At 70.0% G+C, this 18,548-nt stretch carries 30 protein-coding genes; 25 read left to right on the top strand and 5 right to left on the bottom strand.

Annotation, left to right across the window (positions count from 1 at the left end; translation table 11 throughout):
* Positions 1 to 185: hypothetical protein (locus ABWI04_RS16390; RefSeq protein ID WP_353832920.1), on the bottom strand; the 185-nt coding region annotated here is incomplete at its 3' end.
* Between ABWI04_RS16390 and rplP the strand changes: the two genes are divergently transcribed.
* From rplP to ABWI04_RS16305, 17 genes are all read left to right on the top strand, one after another.
* Positions 169 to 588, top strand: coding sequence for a 50S ribosomal protein L16 (rplP, locus tag ABWI04_RS16385; RefSeq protein WP_089314943.1), 420 nt, complete (start codon positions 169 to 171; stop codon positions 586 to 588). The two genes, ABWI04_RS16390 and rplP, sit on opposite strands and share 17 nt — an antisense overlap.
* Entirely contained in the window at positions 588 to 827 is a 240-nt protein-coding gene (gene rpmC / locus ABWI04_RS16380; protein ID WP_185028474.1) for a 50S ribosomal protein L29, read from the top strand. The genes rplP and rpmC overlap by 1 nt, the downstream gene beginning before the upstream one ends.
* Positions 824 to 1,096 carry a 30S ribosomal protein S17 gene (gene rpsQ, locus ABWI04_RS16375; RefSeq protein ID WP_345176381.1) on the top strand — a complete coding sequence of 91 codons (273 nt, stop codon included), beginning with the start codon at positions 824 to 826 and terminating at the stop codon, positions 1,094 to 1,096. Before rpmC ends, rpsQ begins: the two co-directional genes overlap by 4 nt.
* Before the next feature lie 110 nt (positions 1,097 to 1,206).
* Positions 1,207 to 1,575, top strand: a complete 369-nt coding sequence (rplN, locus tag ABWI04_RS16370) for a 50S ribosomal protein L14 (protein WP_021596728.1) — start codon at positions 1,207 to 1,209, stop codon at positions 1,573 to 1,575.
* Positions 1,575 to 1,883, top strand: a complete 309-nt coding sequence (gene rplX / locus ABWI04_RS16365; protein ID WP_141580642.1) for a 50S ribosomal protein L24 — start codon at positions 1,575 to 1,577, stop codon at positions 1,881 to 1,883. Before rplN ends, rplX begins: the two co-directional genes overlap by 1 nt.
* A 5-nt stretch (positions 1,884 to 1,888) precedes the next feature.
* The gene (gene rplE / locus ABWI04_RS16360) at positions 1,889 to 2,464 is read left to right on the top strand and encodes a 50S ribosomal protein L5 (RefSeq protein WP_185028472.1); all 576 of its coding nucleotides are present in this window, start codon (positions 1,889 to 1,891) and stop codon (positions 2,462 to 2,464) included.
* A gap of 2 nt (positions 2,465 to 2,466) precedes the next feature.
* Positions 2,467 to 2,652 (top strand): type Z 30S ribosomal protein S14, encoded by a 186-nt coding sequence (locus tag ABWI04_RS16355; protein ID WP_018657585.1) that lies wholly within the window; start codon positions 2,467 to 2,469, stop codon positions 2,650 to 2,652.
* Positions 2,653 to 2,798: 146 nt separating this feature from the next.
* Entirely contained in the window at positions 2,799 to 3,197 is a 399-nt protein-coding gene (gene rpsH, locus ABWI04_RS16350) for a 30S ribosomal protein S8 (protein WP_089314938.1), read from the top strand.
* A 16-nt stretch (positions 3,198 to 3,213) separates the two neighbouring features.
* A complete protein-coding gene (gene rplF / locus ABWI04_RS16345; protein WP_345176387.1) occupies positions 3,214 to 3,750 on the top strand; it encodes a 50S ribosomal protein L6 in 537 nt (178 codons plus the stop codon).
* A gap of 2 nt (positions 3,751 to 3,752) precedes the next feature.
* Positions 3,753 to 4,139: a 50S ribosomal protein L18 gene (rplR, locus tag ABWI04_RS16340; protein ID WP_089314936.1), complete on the top strand. Its 387-nt coding sequence runs from the start codon at positions 3,753 to 3,755 to the stop codon at positions 4,137 to 4,139.
* 34 nt (positions 4,140 to 4,173) lie between these two features.
* Complete coding sequence (rpsE, locus tag ABWI04_RS16335; RefSeq protein ID WP_372505490.1) at positions 4,174 to 4,794, top strand: 30S ribosomal protein S5; 621 nt, start codon at positions 4,174 to 4,176, stop codon at positions 4,792 to 4,794.
* On the top strand, positions 4,791 to 4,973 hold the full coding sequence (rpmD, locus tag ABWI04_RS16330; protein WP_021596720.1) for a 50S ribosomal protein L30: 183 nt from the start codon (positions 4,791 to 4,793) through the stop codon (positions 4,971 to 4,973). Before rpsE ends, rpmD begins: the two co-directional genes overlap by 4 nt.
* 1 nt (position 4,974) lies before the next feature.
* Positions 4,975 to 5,460, top strand: a complete 486-nt coding sequence (gene rplO / locus ABWI04_RS16325) for a 50S ribosomal protein L15 (protein ID WP_345176393.1) — start codon at positions 4,975 to 4,977, stop codon at positions 5,458 to 5,460.
* A 227-nt stretch (positions 5,461 to 5,687) separates the two neighbouring features.
* Positions 5,688 to 6,983, top strand: coding sequence for a preprotein translocase subunit SecY (secY, locus tag ABWI04_RS16320; RefSeq protein WP_345176825.1), 1,296 nt, complete (start codon positions 5,688 to 5,690; stop codon positions 6,981 to 6,983).
* Positions 6,983 to 7,633, top strand: a complete 651-nt coding sequence (locus tag ABWI04_RS16315; protein ID WP_149258925.1) for an adenylate kinase — start codon at positions 6,983 to 6,985, stop codon at positions 7,631 to 7,633. Before secY ends, ABWI04_RS16315 begins: the two co-directional genes overlap by 1 nt.
* 129 nt (positions 7,634 to 7,762) lie before the next feature.
* Positions 7,763 to 8,590 carry a type I methionyl aminopeptidase gene (gene map, locus ABWI04_RS16310; protein WP_345176397.1) on the top strand — a complete coding sequence of 276 codons (828 nt, stop codon included), beginning with the start codon at positions 7,763 to 7,765 and terminating at the stop codon, positions 8,588 to 8,590.
* A 27-nt stretch (positions 8,591 to 8,617) separates the two neighbouring features.
* Positions 8,618 to 9,064 (top strand): DUF1707 SHOCT-like domain-containing protein, encoded by a 447-nt coding sequence (locus tag ABWI04_RS16305; protein WP_345176400.1) that lies wholly within the window; start codon positions 8,618 to 8,620, stop codon positions 9,062 to 9,064.
* A 52-nt stretch (positions 9,065 to 9,116) separates the two neighbouring features.
* Here ABWI04_RS16305 and ABWI04_RS16300 read toward each other — a convergent pair whose 3' ends face one another.
* Both ABWI04_RS16300 and ABWI04_RS16295 read right to left on the bottom strand, forming a co-directional pair.
* A complete protein-coding gene (locus tag ABWI04_RS16300) occupies positions 9,117 to 9,932 on the bottom strand; it encodes a phosphodiesterase (protein ID WP_345176404.1) in 816 nt (271 codons plus the stop codon).
* Positions 9,933 to 10,103: 171 nt separating this feature from the next.
* Positions 10,104 to 10,661: a hypothetical protein gene (locus tag ABWI04_RS16295; RefSeq protein WP_345176407.1), complete on the bottom strand. Its 558-nt coding sequence runs from the start codon at positions 10,659 to 10,661 to the stop codon at positions 10,104 to 10,106.
* Positions 10,662 to 10,921: 260 nt separating this feature from the next.
* Here ABWI04_RS16295 and infA point away from each other — a divergent pair, with 260 nt between their 5' ends.
* From infA to truA, 8 genes are all read left to right on the top strand, one after another.
* Complete coding sequence (gene infA, locus ABWI04_RS16290; RefSeq protein ID WP_034519601.1) at positions 10,922 to 11,143, top strand: translation initiation factor IF-1; 222 nt, start codon at positions 10,922 to 10,924, stop codon at positions 11,141 to 11,143.
* Between the two features lie 66 nt (positions 11,144 to 11,209).
* Positions 11,210 to 11,323: a 50S ribosomal protein L36 gene (gene rpmJ / locus ABWI04_RS16285; protein ID WP_021596712.1), complete on the top strand. Its 114-nt coding sequence runs from the start codon at positions 11,210 to 11,212 to the stop codon at positions 11,321 to 11,323.
* 197 nt (positions 11,324 to 11,520) lie between these two features.
* The gene (gene rpsM / locus ABWI04_RS16280; protein WP_345176414.1) at positions 11,521 to 11,901 is read left to right on the top strand and encodes a 30S ribosomal protein S13; all 381 of its coding nucleotides are present in this window, start codon (positions 11,521 to 11,523) and stop codon (positions 11,899 to 11,901) included.
* A gap of 48 nt (positions 11,902 to 11,949) precedes the next feature.
* Positions 11,950 to 12,351: a 30S ribosomal protein S11 gene (rpsK, locus tag ABWI04_RS16275; RefSeq protein ID WP_021596710.1), complete on the top strand. Its 402-nt coding sequence runs from the start codon at positions 11,950 to 11,952 to the stop codon at positions 12,349 to 12,351.
* A gap of 20 nt (positions 12,352 to 12,371) precedes the next feature.
* Complete coding sequence (rpsD, locus tag ABWI04_RS16270) at positions 12,372 to 12,998, top strand: 30S ribosomal protein S4 (protein WP_345176417.1); 627 nt, start codon at positions 12,372 to 12,374, stop codon at positions 12,996 to 12,998.
* Between the two features lie 104 nt (positions 12,999 to 13,102).
* Positions 13,103 to 14,116, top strand: a complete 1,014-nt coding sequence (locus ABWI04_RS16265; protein ID WP_067454600.1) for a DNA-directed RNA polymerase subunit alpha — start codon at positions 13,103 to 13,105, stop codon at positions 14,114 to 14,116.
* 95 nt (positions 14,117 to 14,211) lie between these two features.
* Complete coding sequence (rplQ, locus tag ABWI04_RS16260; protein ID WP_345176421.1) at positions 14,212 to 14,724, top strand: 50S ribosomal protein L17; 513 nt, start codon at positions 14,212 to 14,214, stop codon at positions 14,722 to 14,724.
* A gap of 209 nt (positions 14,725 to 14,933) precedes the next feature.
* Entirely contained in the window at positions 14,934 to 15,830 is an 897-nt protein-coding gene (gene truA, locus ABWI04_RS16255) for a tRNA pseudouridine(38-40) synthase TruA (protein ID WP_345176423.1), read from the top strand.
* A 30-nt stretch (positions 15,831 to 15,860) separates the two neighbouring features.
* Here the strand turns inward: truA and ABWI04_RS16250 are convergent, their stop codons facing one another.
* Complete coding sequence (locus ABWI04_RS16250) at positions 15,861 to 17,357, bottom strand: hypothetical protein (protein WP_353832919.1); 1,497 nt, start codon at positions 17,355 to 17,357, stop codon at positions 15,861 to 15,863.
* Positions 17,358 to 17,381: 24 nt separating this feature from the next.
* The gene (locus ABWI04_RS16245) at positions 17,382 to 18,548 is read right to left on the bottom strand and encodes a hypothetical protein (protein WP_345176427.1); all 1,167 of its coding nucleotides are present in this window, start codon (positions 18,546 to 18,548) and stop codon (positions 17,382 to 17,384) included.

Raw genomic sequence — 18,548 nt, 5'->3', positions numbered from 1 at the left:
GTGAGCGTCGCGGCGGCGGTCGCGGCGGTCGCGGTGGCCGTGGCGGTGCCGGTGGTGCCGGTGGCGCCGGCGGCGGCCGTGGCGGCGAGCAGAAGCAGCAGCAGGGTTCCGAGCAGCCGGCGCCGACCGCCGAGGCTGCTCCGCAGGGTGAGGGGAGCTGAGTAACCGATGCTGATCCCTCGCAAGGTCAAGCACCGCAAGCAGCACCACCCGAAGCGCCGCGGCATGGCCAAGGGCGGCACGAGGGTGACGTTCGGCGAGTACGGCATCCAGGCCGTCGAAAGCGCGTACGTGACCAACCGGCAGATCGAGGCCGCGCGTATCGCCATGACCCGCCACATCAAGCGCGGCGGCAAGGTCTGGATCAACATCTTCCCGGACCGTCCGCTGACCAAGAAGCCCGCCGAGACCCGCATGGGCTCCGGTAAGGGCTCCGTGGAGTGGTGGGTGGCGAACGTCAAGCCGGGCCGCGTGCTGTTCGAGATCTCCTACCCGAACGAGCAGGTCGCTCGGGAGGCGCTCACCCGCGCGATCCACAAGCTGCCGATGAAGTGCAAGATCGTTAAGCGAGAGGTGGGTGAGTCCTGATGGCCAAGGGTCTTACCGCCGACGACCTGCGGACCGAGCCCGAGGACGTCCTGGTCACCAAGCTCCGGGAGGCCAAGGAGGAGCTGTTCAACCTCCGCTTCCAGGCCGCCACCGGCCAGCTTGAGAGCCACGGGCGGCTGCGCACCGTCAAGCGCGAGATCGCCCGCATCTACACCGTGATGCGGGAGCGCGAGCTCGGCATCGTGACGGTCGAGGACGCCGCGGAGGGCAACGAATGACCGAGCAGACGACCGAGCAGCGGACCAGCCGCAAGATCCTTGAGGGTCTGGTGGTCAGCGACAAGATGGACAAGACCGTGGTCGTGTCCGTCGAGGACCGCGTGAAGCACCCCAAGTACCACAAGGTGATCCGCCGCACGAAGAACTACAAGGCGCACGACGAGGCCAACGAGTGCGGCGTCGGCGACCGCGTCCGTCTCATGGAGACCCGGCCGCTGTCGGCCACCAAGCGGTGGCGCGTGGTGGAGATCCTCGAGAAGGCCAAGTAGGGCCGCAGGCCCGCGGGACGCAGTCCCGCTATTGACCACAGTCTGGTTCCACCAGGCTCGGCGCCCGCGAAGGGGGCGCCGAGAACCGGTGTGACGAACAGGAGTTAGACGTGATCCAGCAGGAGTCGCGACTCAAGGTCGCCGACAACACGGGTGCGAAGGAGATCCTTTGCATCCGGGTTCTCGGCGGCTCGGGTCGGCGCTACGCGGGAGTCGGCGACATCATCGTCGCGACGGTGAAGGACGCCCTTCCCGGCGCGGGCGTGAAGAAGGGTGACGTCGTCAAGGCGGTCGTCGTGCGCACCCGCAAGGAGCGCCGGCGCCCGGACGGCTCCTACATCCGCTTCGACGAGAACGCCGCCGTCCTGATCAAGGACGGCGGCGACCCCCGCGGCACCCGTATCTTCGGCCCGGTGGGCCGCGAACTGCGCGAGAAGAAGTTCATGCGCATCATCTCGCTCGCGCCGGAGGTGCTCTGATGAAGATCCGTAAGGGCGACGAGGTCATCGTCATCGCCGGCAAGGACAAGGGCGCGACGGGCAAGGTCCTGCGCGTCATCCCCCGCGAGGAGCGGGTCGTCGTCGAGGGCGTCAACCTCATCACCAAGAACATCAAGGCCGACCAGCAGCGTGCCGGCAAGGAGAGCGGTCGCGTCACGGTCGAGGCGCCGCTGCACGTCAGCAACGTCGCGATCGTCGAGGACGGCAAGCCGGCACGGGTCGGTTACCGCACCAACGACGACGGCACGAAGGTTCGGATCTCGCGCCGTAGCGGTAAGGAGATCTGAGACCGATGACCGAGACCGTTACCGAGCGTCCCGTTCCGACGCCGAGGCTGAAGCTGCGCTACCGCGAGGAGATCGCGGGCCAGATGCGCGAGCAGTTCGGCTACGCCAACGTCATGCAGATCCCCTCGCTGACCAAGATCGTGGTCAACATGGGGGTCGGCGACGCGGCCAAGGACGCCAAGCTGATCGAGGGCGCGATCCGCGACCTGGCGGCGATCACCGGGCAGAAGCCCGCGGTGAACCGGGCCCGCAAGTCCATCGCGCAGTTCAAGCTGCGCGAGGGCATGCCGATCGGCGCGCACGCCACGCTGCGCGGCGACCGGATGTGGGAGTTCCTGGACCGCCTGCTCGCCACGGCGCTGCCCCGTATCCGCGACTTCCGCGGGCTGTCGCCGAAGCAGTTCGACGGCAACGGCAACTACACCTTCGGGCTGACCGAGCAGGTCATGTTCCACGAGGTCGACCCGGACAAGATCGACCGCTCGCGGGGCATGGACATCACGGTCGTGACGTCCGCGAAGACCGACGACGAGGGCCGGGCGCTGCTCAAGCTCCTGGGCTTCCCCTTCAAGGAGAGCTGAGCATGGCGAAGAAGTCGCTGATCGCCAAGGCGGCGCGGAAGCCGAAGTTCGGCGTGCGCGCGTACACTCGGTGCTCGCGCTGCGGGCGTCCGCGCTCCGTCTACCGGAAGTTCGGCCTGTGCCGCGTGTGCTTCCGGGAGATGGCCCACCGCGGCGAGCTGCCTGGCATCACGAAGTCCAGCTGGTGACCGCGTCCCCGGAGCGCGGCTCCGGGGGCGGCGGAAGCCGGCCTGTAATGACCAACCGGGCGCCTGAGAGGGTGTCCACGACCGCGCCAAAGGTCCACGGGCCGCATCAACCCGAGGAAACCGTGGCGAGGGAGGGCCAGTAGGCCATGACGATGACCGACCCGATCGCAGACATGCTGACGCGTCTGCGCAACGCGAATTCGGCGTACCACGACTCGGTGGCGATGCCGTACTCGAAGATCAAGGCGCACATCGCCGAGATCCTCCAGCAGGAGGGCTACATCTCGGGCTGGACCGTGGAGGACGCCGAGGTCGGCAAGAAGCTCCTGATCGAGCTGAAGTTCGGCCCGACCCGCGAGCGTTCGATCGCCGGCATCAAGCGCGTCTCGAAGCCGGGTCTGCGTGTGTACGCGAAGAAGGACAACCTGCCGAAGGTCCTGGGCGGGCTGGGCGTCGCGATCATCTCGACGTCCTCGGGCCTGATGACGGACCGTCAGGCCGGCAAGCGCGGAGTGGGCGGGGAAGTCCTCGCCTACGTCTGGTGAGGGGAGGGCACTTCTAATGTCTCGTATCGGACGTCTCCCCATCAGCGTGCCCAGCGGTGTCGAGGTCAAGCTCGAAGGCCGCGAGGTCACCGTCAAGGGCCCGAAGGGCACGCTCTCGCACACCGTCGCCGACCCCATCGAGGTCAGCCAGGAGGACGGCAAGCTCGTCGTCTCCCGGCCCAACGACGTCAACAAGGTGCGCGGCCTGCACGGGCTCACTCGGACGCTGATCAACAACATGGTCGTCGGGGTCACCGACGGCTACAAGAAGACCCTGGTCATCCAGGGCGTCGGCTACCGGGTGGTGGCCAAGGGCAAGAACGTGGAGTTCTCGCTCGGCTACAGCCACCCGATCCCGTTCGAGGCGCCGGAGGGCATCACCTTCACGGTGGAGAGGCCGACGCAGCTCGTCGTCGAGGGCATCGACAAGCAGCTCGTCGGTGAGATCGCCGCTCGCATCCGCAAGCTGCGCAAGCCCGACCCGTACAAGGGCAAGGGCGTGCGCTACGAGGGCGAGCAGATCCGCCGCAAGGTCGGAAAGGCTGGTAAGTAGTCATGGCAGGCACCAAGACCCTGGCCGGCAAGGCCACGAGCGGTCGCCAGCTTGCTCGCAAGCGTCGGCACCTGCGGGTCCGCAAGAAGGTCGTGGGCAGCGCCGCGCGGCCGCGCCTGGTCGTGACCCGCTCCAGCCGGCACGTGTTCGTCCAGGTCATCGACGACGACAAGGGCCACACGCTGGCCAGCGCGTCGACGATGGAGGCGGACCTGCGCGCCGACTCCGGCGACAAGACGGCCAAGTCCCGCAAGGTCGGCGAGCTCGTCGCCGAGCGGGCCAAGCAGGCCGGCGTCCACGCGGTCGTGTTCGACCGCGGCGGCAACAAGTACCACGGCCGTATCGCCGCTGTCGCGGACGGTGCGCGTGAGGGGGGCCTGGAGCTCTGATGGCCCTTTACAAGGTGAACGAGAGGAACCACTGATGGCAGCGCAGAGGCGTGGTGGCGGTCAGGGTGGCGACCGTCGCGACCGCCGCGACGACCGCCGCGGTGGCGCCGACAAGGGCCAGTCGTACATCGAGAAGGTCGTGGCGATCAACCGTGTCGCCAAGGTCGTCAAGGGCGGGCGTCGCTTCAGCTTCACCGCTCTGGTGATCGTCGGTGACGGCAACGGCACCGTCGGCGTCGGCTACGGCAAGGCCAAGGAGGTGCCCGCGGCGATCGCCAAGGGCGTCGAGGAGGCCAAGAAGCACTTCTTCAAGGTGCCGCGGATCCAGGGCACCATCCCGCACCTGGTGCAGGCGCGCGACGCGGCGGGCGAGGTCCTGCTCCGTCCGGCCAGCCCCGGTACCGGCGTCATCGCCGGCGGCCCGGTGCGCGCGGTCCTGGAGTGCGCCGGCATCCACGACGTGCTGAGCAAGTCGCTGGGCAGCGACAACGCGATCAACATCGTGCACGCCACGATCGCGGGTCTGAAGTCGCTGAAGCGTCCCGAGGAGATCGCGGCCAAGCGCGGCCTGCCGATCGAGGACGTCGCCCCGGCGGCCATGCTGCGCGCGCGTGCCGCGGGCAGCGAGCCGAGGGCGGAGGTCGCGTCGTCGTGAGCAACCTGAAGATCACGCAGACCAAGTCCGTGATCAGCGAGAAGCAGAACCAGCGTGACACGCTGCGCACCCTGGGCCTGAAGAAGATCGGGCAGAGCGTGGTCCGCGAGGACCGCCCCGAGGTGCTCGGCATGATCCGGACGGTGGCGCACCTGGTCACCGTCGAGGAGGTCGACTGACATGGCGGCTGATCTCGGTAAGGACTCCGCTGCGGAGACCGAGGGCGCCCCGCTGAAGGTGCACGACCTGCGTCCGGCCCCCGGCGCCAACAAGGCCAAGACCCGCAAGGGCCGTGGCGAGGCGTCCAAGGGCAAGACCGCCGGTCGCGGCACCAAGGGCACCAAGGCCCGCAGCACCGTCCCCGTCGGTTTCGAGGGCGGCCAGATGCCCCTGATCCGCCGGGTTCCGAAGCTCAAGGGCTTCAAGAACCCGAACCGGGTCGAGTTCCAGGTCGTGAACCTGGACAAGCTCGCCGCGCTCTACCCCGAGGGCGGCGAGGTCACGGCGGAGGACCTGGCGGCGAAGGGCGCGGTGCGCCGCGGCCGTCCGGTCAAGATCCTCGGCACGGGCGACATCTCCGTCGCGGTCCGGGTGAAGGCGCACGCCTTCTCCGGCGCCGCCAAGGAGAAGATCGCGGCCGCCGGCGGATCCGCCGACGAGCTGTAAGAAGGACACCTGATGCCGGGGCCGCGCCCGCATGAGGCCCGGGGCCGTGAGGGCGCCGGGTCCGGCGGGGCGGCCCCGGTGTCATCTGCTGTTAGAGTCACACGAGCGAAGGTACTCCGCGTGAGATTGCGCACTCTGCCGTCACACCGGGTATTCTCCGCCCGAACTCATGGACCTGAAACCGCCCCCTCGGCGGCCATGAACCCGCCAGTCGCGCAGGAGGAATGGTGCTGACCGCGTTCGCTCGGGCTTTCCGTACGCCTGACCTGCGTAAGAAAATCCTTTTCACGTTGTTCATGATCGTGGTGTTCAGGATCGGTTCGATCCTGCCGACGCCCAACGTGAACGTGAAGGTGCTGAAGGAGACCGCGGACGCGGCCAAGGGCAGCAGCCAGCTCTACGGCCTGGTCGACCTGTTCAGCGGCGGCGCGCTGCTGAAGCTGTCGGTCTTCGCGCTCGGCATCATGCCGTACATCACGGCCAGCATCATCCTGCAGCTGCTGACGGTGGTGATCCCGCGGCTGGAGGCCCTGAAGAAGGAGGGCCAGGCAGGCACGACGAAGATCACCCAGTACACGCGGTACCTGACGGTCGGGCTGGCGATCCTGCAGGCGACCGGCATCGTCGCGATGGCGAGCACCGGTCAGTTGTTCCAGGGCATCTCCGGCAGCGGCGACATCTTGTACGACAAGGGCATCTTCCCGATCATCACGATGGTGATCATCATGGTGGCGGGCACGACCGTCATCATGTGGCTGGGCGAGCTGGTCACCGACCGCGGCGTCGGCAACGGCATGTCGATCCTGATCTTCACCCAGGTGGTGGCGGTCTTCCCCGCCCAGTTCTGGAGCATCTACAAGACCAAGAACGGCTTCGTCTTCGCGGTCGTGATCCTGGTGGGTCTGGCGATCATGGCCGGGGTCGTGTTCGTCGAGCAGGCCCAGCGGCGCATCCCGGTCCAGTACGCCAAGCGGATGGTGGGACGCCGCATGTACGGCGGCACGTCGACCTACATCCCGCTGAAGGTCAACCAGGCCGGCATCATCCCGATCATCTTCGCGTCCTCGCTGCTCTACCTGCCGGTACTGGCCACCCAGTTGTGGCCCAACACCAAGTGGCTGCAAAAGGTCCAGCCCTATCTCCAGCAGGACAACGCCTGGCACATGGGGATCTTCTTCGTCTTCATCATCTTCTTCACGTACTTCTATGTGGCGATCACCTTCAACCCCACTGAAGTCGCCGACAACATGAAGAAGTATGGTGGATTCATCCCAGGTATCCGTCCTGGTCGGCCGACTGCCGAGTACCTCGACTTCGTGCTGACCCGGATCACCACACCCGGTGCGCTCTACCTGGGGCTCGTGTCCCTCATCCCGATGGTCGCCTTCGCACTCATGAAGGCGAGCTCGGACTTCCCGTTCGGCGGCACGAGCATCCTCATCGTCGTCGGCGTCGGACTGGATACCGTGAAGCAGATCGAGAGTCAGCTCCAGCAGCGCAACTACGAGGGCTTCCTCCGGTAGTGCGTATCGTCCTGGTGGGCCCCCCGGGTGCGGGCAAGGGGACGCAGGCCCAGTTCATCGCATCTCATCTGTCGGTCCCGAAGATCTCGACAGGTGACATCTTCCGCGCGAACGTCAGCGGCGGGACGCCGCTCGGCCGGCAGGCCAAGCAGTACATGGACCGCGGCGACCTCGTCCCCGACGAGGTCACGATCGCGATGGTCCGCGACCGGCTCGGCGAGGACGACGCCCGCGACGGCTTCCTGCTGGACGGGTTCCCGCGCAACGTCCCGCAGGCCGAGACGCTGAAGAAGATCCTCGCCGAGTGGGACACCCGCCTCGACATCGTGCTGGAGCTCGTCGTCGACGAGGACGAGGTCGTCCGGCGGCTGTCGGGCCGGCGCACCTGCGACAAGTGCGGCCGGATCTGGCACGTCGACTTCGACGACAAGCAGGACGACATCTGCGACGACTGCGGCGGTCACCTGTTCCAGCGGGACGACGACAAGGAAGAGGTCGTCATGCACCGCCTGGAGGTGTACCGGCACGACACGGCGCCGCTGGTGCAGTTCTACGCCGACGAGAACATCCTCGTCGGCATCGACGCCACCGGACCGGTCGAAGAGGTCACCAAGCGCGCCCTCACCGCGCTGCGCCCGTTGGAGAAGTGACGGGCCCGCTGGAGAGGTCGACGGGTTCACTGGAGAAGTGACGGCCCCCCGAGGGGGTCGTGGGCGCGGACGCGGGTGATCCCGCGTCCGCGCGGCCGTTTCGGCGCGAGGACCGGTGCAAGGGGAGAGATGTTCAAACGGCGCAGGCTCATGATCCAGATGAAGACCGCGGAGCAGGTCGAGCTGATGCGCGCGGCGGGTCTGCTCGTCGGCCGGACGCTGGAGCTGCTGCGCGCGGCCGCCGAGCCCGGCCTGAGCACGCTGGACCTGGACGCGCTCGCCGAGGAGCACATCCGCGACAACGGCGGCGTCCCGTCGTTCAAGGGCTACCACGGCTTCACGGGGACGATCTGCGCGTCGGTCAACGAGGAGATCGTGCACGGCATCCCGCGGGCGGACAAGATCCTGCGCGAGGGCGACGTGCTGTCCATCGACTGCGGCGCGATCGTGGAGGGCTGGCACGGCGACGCGGCGATCACGGTCCCGGTGGGGGAGATCACCGACGAGGAGCGGCGGCTGCTGGAGGTCGCGGAGGAGTCCCTGTGGCGCGGCCTCGCGGCCGGGCGCGCCGGCGCCCGCCTCACGGACATCTCCCATGCGATCGAGTCCCACATCCGCTCTCAGGGGCGCTACGGCATCGTCGAGGGCTACGGCGGGCACGGCATCGGGACCGAGATGCACATGGACCCGCTGATCCCCAACCACGGCGCGCCCGGGCACGGGCCCGTCCTGGAGCCGGGCATGTGCTTCGCGGTGGAGCCGATGGTGAACCTCGGCACGAAGGAGACCGTCGAGCTCGACGACGGCTGGACGGTCGTGACGACCGACGGGCGCTCCTCGGCGCACTTCGAGCACACGTTCGCGGTCACGGCGGACGGCCCCCGCGTCCTGACGGCGCTCGACGAAGGCCGGGACCGGTTCGCGAAGCTCGGATCCGCGCCGCAGAATGGAGAGTGAAGGCAGGTCCTGAGGAGCGGAGGAGCGATGGCGCCGAACCCTGAGATCCGGGCGTCGGACGCCGACCGCGACCGGGTGGCCGCGAGTCTGCGCGAGCACTGCGCGGAGGGCCGGATCACGATGGACGAGCTGCAGGAGCGGCTGGACGCGGTCTACGGCGCCAAGACGCTCGGGCAGCTCCAGGAGGTCACGTCCGACCTGCCCGAGGAGGACCTGTACCAGCTCCCGGTCCCCGCGACGCAGAGCAAGGGCACCGCGTCGCCGGCGCGGCGGCCGTCGGGCGACCTCGGACCGCAGCGGATGGCGGCGATGTGGGGCGCCTGGGCGACGGTCAGCGCGATCAACCTGACGGTGTGGCTGATCATCCTGGTGACGTCGGGCGCGGTCTACCCGTGGTGGATCTGGGTGGCGGCCCCGTGGGGCGCCGTCCTGCTGATGCGCACGGTCTTCGGCGGGCGCCAGGGCGACCGCTGACGCGCCCGTCCGGCAGGGGCCGGGCCGGCGCGCCCGGTGCCGCCCGGCGGGGTCACTCCACGTCCATCAGGGGCCGGTAGTTCCCGGTCGGGGCGAAGTGGGTGGTGGCGGTGCCGTCCTCGCCGACGAGGTGCAGGGCGAACCCGGCGGGCTCCCCGGTGACGGCGGCGCGGCCCCGCTGGGTGAGGTCGAGGAACAGCTGCCGGTAGGTGCTCGGGCAGGTGGTGCAGACCCGTCCCGCCAGCGATCCGACCGTCGCCCGGTGCGCGTGCCCGGAGATCACCCGGACGACCTGCGGGTGCCGGGAGATCACGGCCGCGAACCCGGCGGGGTCGACGAACCGCAGGTCGTCGATGAACCGCATCCCGATCGGGTACGGCGGGTGGTGGGTCGCGATGACGGTCGGGACGCCGGGCGCGGCGCTCAGCGTCTCCTCCAGCCAGGCGAGCCTCTCCTCGCTCATGTGCCCGTGGGGGTGGCCGTCGACGGTCGTGTCGCAGCAGACCAGACGCACGCCGGCCACGTCGACGGCGTACTGGACGGGCGCCCCGGGCCCGGTCCCCGTCGCCGCGACCGCCGGATGGTCGGCGAACGTCCGGCGCATCTCGTCGCGGTCGTCGTGGTTGCCGCACATCGGGTAGACGGCCATCGGCAGCGGCGACAGCAGCGCGTGCAGCCGGGCGTACTCGGAGGGCAGGCCGCGGTCGGCGAGGTCCCCGGTGAGCACGACGGCGTCGGGCCGCGCGGGCAGCGACAGCAGACTCGACACGGCGGCCCGCAGCGCGCGGACCGGCCCCGAGTCGTCGTCCATCCCGCCGTTGCGTCCGGCCGCCAGATGGATGTCGCTCAGCTGCGCGATGATCGCCATCGATCCCCTCCCCGTCGCCCCCAGCACATCACGGAACCCCGCGTTCCGGGCAGCCCCGGGCGCGGGCGCCGGGACGATCTTCGCGTCCGCGCGCCGGGACTGTCGACTCGGCCCCCGCCGGGAGGGCGGTCGCCGGGGCGGCGTCCTCCGCCTCGCCCGGGCGACGCGCGCTCAGGCGACGTGGGGGATGACGAGGGACAGGGCCGAGGTGACGTCCTCTGGAGCAGGGGCGACGTCGGGGACGACGTCGCGCAGCGCGAGCCAGCCGTTGATGGCCTGGACGGTCGGCTTGGCCTCGATGAGCTGGGGATCGTCGAGCCCGTACCAGGCGGCGACCTTGGACCACCGCCACAGCCGGTGACCGGCGGTGGACATCTCCGAGGACGGGAAGCCGGTGGCGCCGCGCGCCCCGGTGATCGCGTGCCGGACCGAGTCGAGGGACCGGCCCACCCGCTCGGCGATGTCGCGGATGGTCAGCAGCGGGTCGGCCTCCACCTGCAGGACGTGCAGGCCGGGCGCGCTCTCCTCGACGTGCCCGACCACCTCCATGATCGCCGCGGCGAGGGTGGCGCCGGGCCAGGTGCACGAGGCGTTTCCGCGCCGGTCGGCGTGCTGCGGCTCGCTGACGATCGACACGGTGACGGCGCCGTGGGTGCGGTCGAACAGCGGGTCGAGCTCGTCCTCGTAGAGGGGACGGCTGAGGATCAGCGCGAAGTCATAGCTCGGCATGCTGACCCTCCTCGAACGTCGCTCTCCTGGAAAGGTACAACGCGCAGGCGAGGTATGCTTGACTCGGGAGCAGTCTCCGGACACGTATCATGCGTCGATTTCGCATTGGACGGCCGGTTGACGTAGACTCCCTTGTCGGTCCGTCGACGGCCGCTCGATTCCCCTTCCTGGCGCATCCGCGCCGCGGTGCGGGTCGCGGCTGATTCTCCCCTGGAGAGCCGGACCGCGTCCAATGAGCCGATCAGCGAAGCGCGGAGGACATGCCCAAGAAAGAAGGGGCCATCGAGATCGAGGGCACCGTCATCGAGTCGCTGCCGAACGCCATGTTCAAGGTGGAGCTCGACAACGGGCACAAGGTGCTCGCCCACATCAGCGGCAAGATGCGGATGCACTACATCCGGATCCTGCCGGACGACCGCGTCGTTGTGGAGCTGAGCCCCTACGACCTCACGCGCGGTCGGATCGTCTACCGCTACAAGTAAATCCCACTGGGGTTGCCTTCCCCGTGCGTGGCGGCGCGGGGGTGACCCTTATCTCTAGGAGACCCAGTGAAGGTCAAGCCGAGCGTCAAAAAGATCTGCAACAAGTGCCGCGTCATCCGCCGGCACGGCCGGGTCATGGTCATCTGCTCCGACCCGCGCCACAAGCAGCGTCAGGGCTGACGCTCACAACCCAGCAAGCGCACCGCAGCCTTCACACGGCCGTACGCGCCGGGTCCGGGAACTCCGGGCTCCGGCCGTACGGCAGTGTCGTGTGGAGGGGCACCCCCGGAACTCCGGAGGCCGGGGCCGCCACCCGGGCAGGGTGTATGCGGAGGCGGTGCGTCCATACCTCCGGACGAATGAAGGGAACTGCCCACATGGCACGCCTCCTCGGCGTCGACCTCCCGCGCGACAAGCGCCTCGAGGTCGCTCTCACCTACATCTTCGGCATCGGCCGGACGCGGGCGCTGGAGACCCTTGCGGGCACCAGCATCAGCGGCGACCTGCGCGTGCACCAGCTCGGCGACGACGAGCTGGTCAAGCTCCGTGACTGGATCGAGGCGAACTACAAGATCGAGGGTGATCTTCGCCGCGAGGTCCAGGCGGACATCCGCCGCAAGATCGAGATCGGGTGCTACCAGGGCATCCGGCACCGCCGCGGGCTTCCGGTGCACGGTCAGCGCACGCAGACCAACGCCCGCACCCGCAAGGGCAAGAAGAAGACCGTGGCCGGCAAGAAGAAGGCCGGCAAGAAGTAGTCCGGAGTCGGTCCTCCGGATCGATGACCTCAAGAGTAGAGAGAGCACATGCCTCCTAAGAGCCGTGTCGGCGCCAAGAAGGTGCGCCGCAAGGAAAAGAAGAACGTCGCTCACGGGCACGCCCACATCAAGAGCACGTTCAACAACACGATCGTTTCGATCACCGACCCCAACGGCAACGTGATCTCCTGGGCCTCCTCGGGCCACGTCGGGTTCAAGGGCTCGCGCAAGTCCACCCCGTTCGCCGCGCAGCAGGCCGCCGAGGCCGCCGCCCGGCGCGCGATGGAGCACGGCATGCGCAAGGTCGACGTCTTCGTGAAGGGCCCGGGCTCGGGCCGCGAGACCGCCATCCGGTCGCTGCAGGCCACCGGCCTCGAGGTGGGCTCGATCCAGGACGTCACGCCCGTTCCGCACAACGGCTGCCGCCCGCCGAAGCGTCGCCGGGTCTGAGGCAGGGGAGATCTAGAACAATGGCTCGTTACACCGGTGCGGACTGCAAGCTCTGCCGCCGCGAGAAGATGAAGCTGTTCCTCAAGGGCAGCAAGTGCGAGGGCCCGAAGTGCCCGATCGAGATCCGTCCCTACCCGCCGGGTGAGCACGGTCGCGGTCGGCCCAAGGAGACCGAGTACCTGCTGCAGCTTCGCGAGAAGCAGAAGGCGCGGCGCATCTACGGCGTGCTGGAGCGGCAGTTCCACAACTACTACGTCGAGGCGACCCGCCAGCAGGGCAAGACGGGTGACAACCTGCTCATGCTGCTGGAGCGCCGGCTCGACAACGTCGTCTACCGGGCCGGCTTCGCCAAGTCCCGCGACATGGCCCGCCAGCTCATCCGGCACGGCCACATCCGGGTCAACGGCAAGAAGGTCAACATCCCGTCGGCCCTGGTCGGCGAGGCCGACATCGTCGACGTCAAGCCCAAGTCGCTGGAGATGACGCCGTTCCAGGTCGCCAAGGCCGAGGTCGGCGAGCGTCCGGTTCCGGCGTGGCTCGGGGTCGACGGCGAGAAGATGCGGATCCTCGTGCACTCGCTGCCCGTCCGGCAGCAGATCGACGCTCCCGTCCAGGAGCAGCTGATCGTCGAGCTCTACTCCAAGTAAGGGCTCAACGCCCGCCGGGGTCCCCCGTTGGGGCCCCGGCGGATCGGGGAAGAATCCAGAACGCGGTAGTCAAATAGCGGGCACCGCGGAAAGAAGGCACCACCATGCTCATCGCTCAGCGTCCCACTCTCACCGAAGAGCAGGTCGACGAGTACCGGTCGCGGTTCACCATCGAGCCGCTGGAGCCGGGCTTCGGCTACACGATCGGCAACTCGCTGCGCCGCACGCTGCTCTCCTCCATTCCCGGTGCGGCCGTCACCAGCATCCGGATCGAGGGCGTCCTGCACGAGTTCTCGACCGTGCCCGGGGTGAAGGAGGACGTCACCGACATCATCCTGAACCTCAAGGAGCTCGTCGTCTCCTCCGAGCACGACGAGCCCGTCGTCATGTACCTGCGCAAGCAGGGCCCGGGCGAGGTGACCGCGGCCGACATCGCGCCGCCGGCGGGCGTGGAGGTCCACAACCCGGACCTGCACATCGCCACGCTGAACAACAAGGCCAAGCTGGAGATGGAGCTGACGGTCGAGCGCGGCCGCGGCTACGTCTCGGCCGCGCAGAACAAGCAGCCGGGCCAGGAGATCGGCCGGATCCCGATCGACTCCATCTACTCGCCCGTGCTCAAGGTCACCTACAAGGTCGAGGCCACCCGAGTCGAGCAGCGCACCGACTTCGACCGCCTCATCCTGGACGTGGAGACCAAGCAGGCGATGCTGCCGCGCGACGCGGTCGCCTCCGCCGGCAAGACCCTCGTCGAGCTGTTCGGGCTGGCCCGGGAGCTCAACGTCGAGGCCGAGGGCATCGACATGGGCCCGTCCCCGACGGACGCCGCGCTCGCCGCGGACCTGGCCCTGCCGATCGAGGAGCTGAACCTCACGGTCCGCTCCTACAACTGCCTGAAGCGCGAGGGCATCCACTCCGTGGGCGAGCTCGTCGCCCGCAGCGAGCAGGACCTGCTCGACATCCGCAACTTCGGCGCCAAGTCGATCGAAGAGGTCAAGCAGAAGCTCAACGACATGGGCCTGTCGCTGAAGGACTCCCCGCCCGGGTTCGACCCGAGCGCGGCGGCCGACAACTACGGCGACGACGACCAGGGCTACGCCGAGACCGAGCAGTACTAGGAACCCGAGTCCGGCGGCCGGGGGCCCGCGGTCCCCGGCCGGCCGGAACCAGCTGACACCGGTACCTGACACGGCCGGTGCAGGAAGGAAACGACATGCCCCAGCCCACCAAGGGCGCCCGCCTCGGCGGCAGCGCGGCGCACCAGCGCCTGATCCTGGCCAACCTGGCCACGTCGCTGTTCGAGCACGGCCGCATCACCACCACCGAGGCCAAGGCCCGGCGGGTGCGTCCGCTGGCGGAGAAGCTGATCACCAAGGCGAAGAAGGGCGACCTGCACAACCGTCGCCTGGTCGCCAAGACGATCCGCGACAAGGGCGTCCTGCACGAGCTCTTCACCGAGATCGCGCCGCGCTTCGAGAACCGTCCCGGCGGCTACACCCGCATCACCAAGATCGGGCCGCGCAAGGGCGACAACGCCCCGATGGCCGTGATCGAGCTGGTGCAGGAGCAGCTGGCGGCGTCCGGCGGCACGGCCGCTCCGGCCGCCCCGGCGCCGAAGGCGGAGGAGCCCGAGGCCAAGACGGAGGCCGACGACACGGCCGCCGTGGACGCCAAGGACGAGGCCGCCGGCGACGCGGAAGCCAAGGACGAGGGCGAGAAGGAGTAATCCGCCGCTTGAACTGGGCGAGCGTTTGCTCGAAGTTCGTGAGGGCCCGCCGTTTCCATCGGGACGGCGGGCCCGAACTTTGCCAGACTTGATCGCATGGTCATGGCAGGAGGGCGACGGTTCACCGGGGAGCGTGTCAGGGGAGTGCCCGACGAACGCGGGGTGCCCGGAGGGATGGACGGACGTTGCAGAAGGACGACTCGGCTGACATGACCGCACTGGTACGACTCCGGCTCGACATCTCCTACGACGGGTCGGACTTCGCGGGCTGGGCGAGGCAGCCGAACCAGCGGACCGTCCAGGGCGTCATCGAGGACGCGCTGGCCCGGATGCTGCGGCTGGACCCGCCCCCCATGCTCACCGTCGCCGGCCGCACCGACGCCGGGGTCCACGCCCGAGGCCAGGTCGCCCACCTCGTCGTCCCCGTCGCCGCCTACTCGGCGATCAACGGGACGATGCCGCGCCGCCTCGCCGGGCTGCTGCCCCCGGACGTGCGGGTGTGGCGCGTGTCGATCGCCCCGGAGGGGTTCGACGCGCGGTTCTCCGCGCTGTCGCGGCGCTACGTGTACCGGGTGTGCGACAACCCGTTCGGGGTGGAGCCGCTGCGCCGCCACGACGTGCTGTGGCATCCCCGTCCCCTGAACCTCGGCCGGATGAACGAGGCCGCCCGCAGGCTGGTCGGCGAGAACGACTTCGCCGCGTACTGCCGCAGGCGGGAGGGCGCGACGACGATCCGGGAGCTGCTGCGCTACGAGTGGGCGCGCGACGACCGCGACCCGCATCTCGCGCTCGCCACCGTGGAGGCCGACGCGTTCTGCCACTCGATGGTCCGCGCGCTGGTCGGCGCGCTGCTGATGGTGGGGGACGGGCGGCGCGAGGTCGAGTGGCCCGCGCAGGTGCTCGCGGCGCGCGTCCGCGACTCGGGCGTGAACGTGGCGCCCGCGCACGGCCTGTCGCTGGAGGAGATCCGCTACCCCGAGGACGAGAGCCTGGCCAGGCGGGCCCAGGAGACCCGCCGCGTCCGGACGCTGAACGCCACGGCCGCCGCGGCGTCCGCCGACCAGCCGGCGCCGCCCGGCGGCGCCGTGCACCGGCAGGGCTGCTGACCCCGCGGTCCCGGGGCCGGGCCTACGGGCTCAGCCGCGGGACCGCGCCACGATCGGGCGCAGGTCGTAGTCGAGGAACAGCTGCGCCGCCTTCTTGATCGTCGGGTCGCCGGGCTTGGCCTTCTTCCCGTTCGCCCACTGGACGTAGGCGTAGGCGACGTACCGGCCGCGCACGGTCGCGGCCGCGTACCCGCCGGCCTGGTCGATGTCGGGGGACCGCTTGCCCGCCATGCCGCGGAACCACTCGTAGCGGGCGGGGTCGCCCGCCTTGCTCACGGCGATCGCGGCCGCCTTCGTCGGCATCACCGCGATGCCGGAGGTGACGGCGAGCTTGGTCTGCGGGTCGATGTAGGTGGCGCGGACGATCTTGCGGCACTGGTCCTTGCGGAGGGCCGCGAGCATGGAGCCGCGGGCCGCGTAGGTGACGTCCCGGTTGAGCGACCAGCGGTCCCGCAGGTACGTCCGGTCGCCGAACCGGATGGTCTCGGTCGGGAAGACGTCGCGGAACGTCAGGTCGGCGGTGTCGGTCTTCTCGTTGTTGATGTCCACGGGGGCGGCGGCCGTGGCGGACGGTGTGACCGCGGGCGTGGTCTGGGCCGCCGCGGGGGCCTCGGGGGTCTCGCCCTTCTTGCCGCGGTCGCCGTCCGAGCCCGTGCCGCCGATGAGGAACAGGGCCCCGACCGCGGCGAGGATGACCGCGGCGACGCCGCCGATCAGCACCGAGCGTCCCTTGGCGCCACCCCGGCCGGTGACGGGCATGCCCTGCGGGGGGCGTCCGGGCGGCGGGGCGTCGGCGGGGGCGGCGCCCTCGGCGTGGAAGAGCGGCGTGCCCCCCTGGTCGGCGCCGGCCGGGCCCACCGCGGCCGGATCGGTGTGCGGGAACGGGCCGCTTCCGGTGGGCGGGACGACGCCGGGCGGGAGGATGGCGTCCGGGACGAGCACGGGCGCGAGCGAGGCGGCGTCCTCCGCCTCCTTGGCCTTCTCGAACGCCGAAAGCGACGCGGGGATGTCCGTCGCGGTGTCGGTCACGGCGGGGTGGTCCACGGTGGCCTCGGTCTCTGGTGTGACGGCCCCCGCGGCCCCGCCTCGCGGCGTCGCGTCCCGGAACCCGCCCTCGACGGGCGGGATGGGCGGAAAGCCTTCGGGGTCGGTCTCGTCGGGGGAGATCGGGGGCTTGACGATCGGATCGGCGGGGACGGCGCCGCGGGAGTCGACGCGCGGGACGCCCCTCCCGGCGACGAGCGTCCCGGGCGGCGCCGAGGCGACGTGGGGAGCGGCGGGGACCTCGGAGAGGCGGGGCGTCTCGGAGGCGGAGGCGCCGGCCTCGTCCTGGACCTCCTCGGTGAGGGCGTCCTCGACGACGGGCGCCGACAGCATCTCCGGCGCGGCGGCCTGCTCGGCCGACGGGGCCGCGTCCGCGGACTCCGCGGCCCACCAGGGGGCCTCCAGCCCGAAGGCGGGGAGCTTGAGGGGAGGGGCCTCGCCGGCCTGCTCGCCGGGCTCCCGTGCGTCTCTAGGTCCAGACATAAGCAGTGAGGGTAGTCATGGGGGTCACTTCTGGAGGGGCTTGCCTTCGGTCTCCCGGTAGTGCAGCGCCATTGCCAGGTTGCTGCCCTTCACCAGCTGGGTGCCGAAGACCTGGACCGCGGCATGGTACTTGCTGGAGATCTTCTTGCCGTCCGGCCGCTGCACCCAGGTCATGATGACGTAGTGGCCGCGCGCCTGCGAGGTGCCGAGCGCCTCGCCCTTGCCGATGTTCTTGCTGACGCCCGTGCCGGGCAGCGACACCAGGAACGCGTCCTTGGCGGCGGCGGCCTTGACGGCCTTCTTGGCGGCGGCCTCGGTCTGGAGGTTGAACACGCCGACCGTGCCGACGAGGGAGCCGTTGCTGAGCGCGTAGGTGGCCCGGAGCACCTGGGTGCAGCGCCCCTTCTTGAGCGCCGCGGCCAGGGTCGTGCCGCCGACGGCGCCGGCGCAGGTCTTCTTCCCGGCGGCGGCCGTCCGCACGTACTTGTGGCTGCCCGCCTTGAACGTCGCCTTGCCGAAGATCTCCTTGAGGGTCAGCGGCACGGGGTCGGTGGTGCGGCTCTGCAGCTTCACCGGGGTCAGGACGGGCTGCGTGGGGGTCGGCGTGGCCTGCGGCTGCTGGGACGCGGCCTGCGTCGGCTTCGGCTTCGGCTTGGAGTCGCCCTTGAGCATCGACGACAGCCCGACGCCGCCGCCGATGAGGAGGATCCCGGCGACCGCGGCGCCGCCGATGATCAGCGGCAGGTTGCGGCGGCGCTCGGGGCGCTCGGGCGCGCCGGACGGTCCGGGCGGCATGCCCTCGTAGGAGCCGAAGCCGCCCTCGCCGGGGCCGTTCTCGCCGAAGCCGCCGCCGGCGGCGGACTCGTCGCCCCACGCGGGCGGCTGGTCGGACCACGCCGCGGTCCGCTCGCCGGGCGCCTCGCCGCCGGGCGCACCACCGGGCGCGCCGCCACCGTAGGAGGGACCGCCGAACGCGTCATTGCCGAACTTCTCCTGGCCGAACGTGTCGTCGCCGAAGCCGCCCCCGCCGAACGCCGGCGGCGCGCCGGGGCCCTCGTCGCGCGGGGCGAAAGGGGATTCGTCGTTGTCGTGGCCGTACGGCGGCGCTTCGGCTCCGGGTCCGTACGGCGCGTGCGGCGACTGCCGGGGAGGCCAGTCGCCGGGTTTGCCTTGATCGCCCGGATAACCCAT

Origin of the sequence: Actinomadura sp. NPDC000929 (genome assembly GCF_040492065.1) — a bacterium.
In the GTDB taxonomy this organism is placed as follows: Bacteria; Actinomycetota; Actinomycetes; order Streptosporangiales; family Streptosporangiaceae; genus Spirillospora; species Spirillospora verrucosospora.
This window is presented reverse-complemented; position numbering and strand designations above follow the sequence as displayed.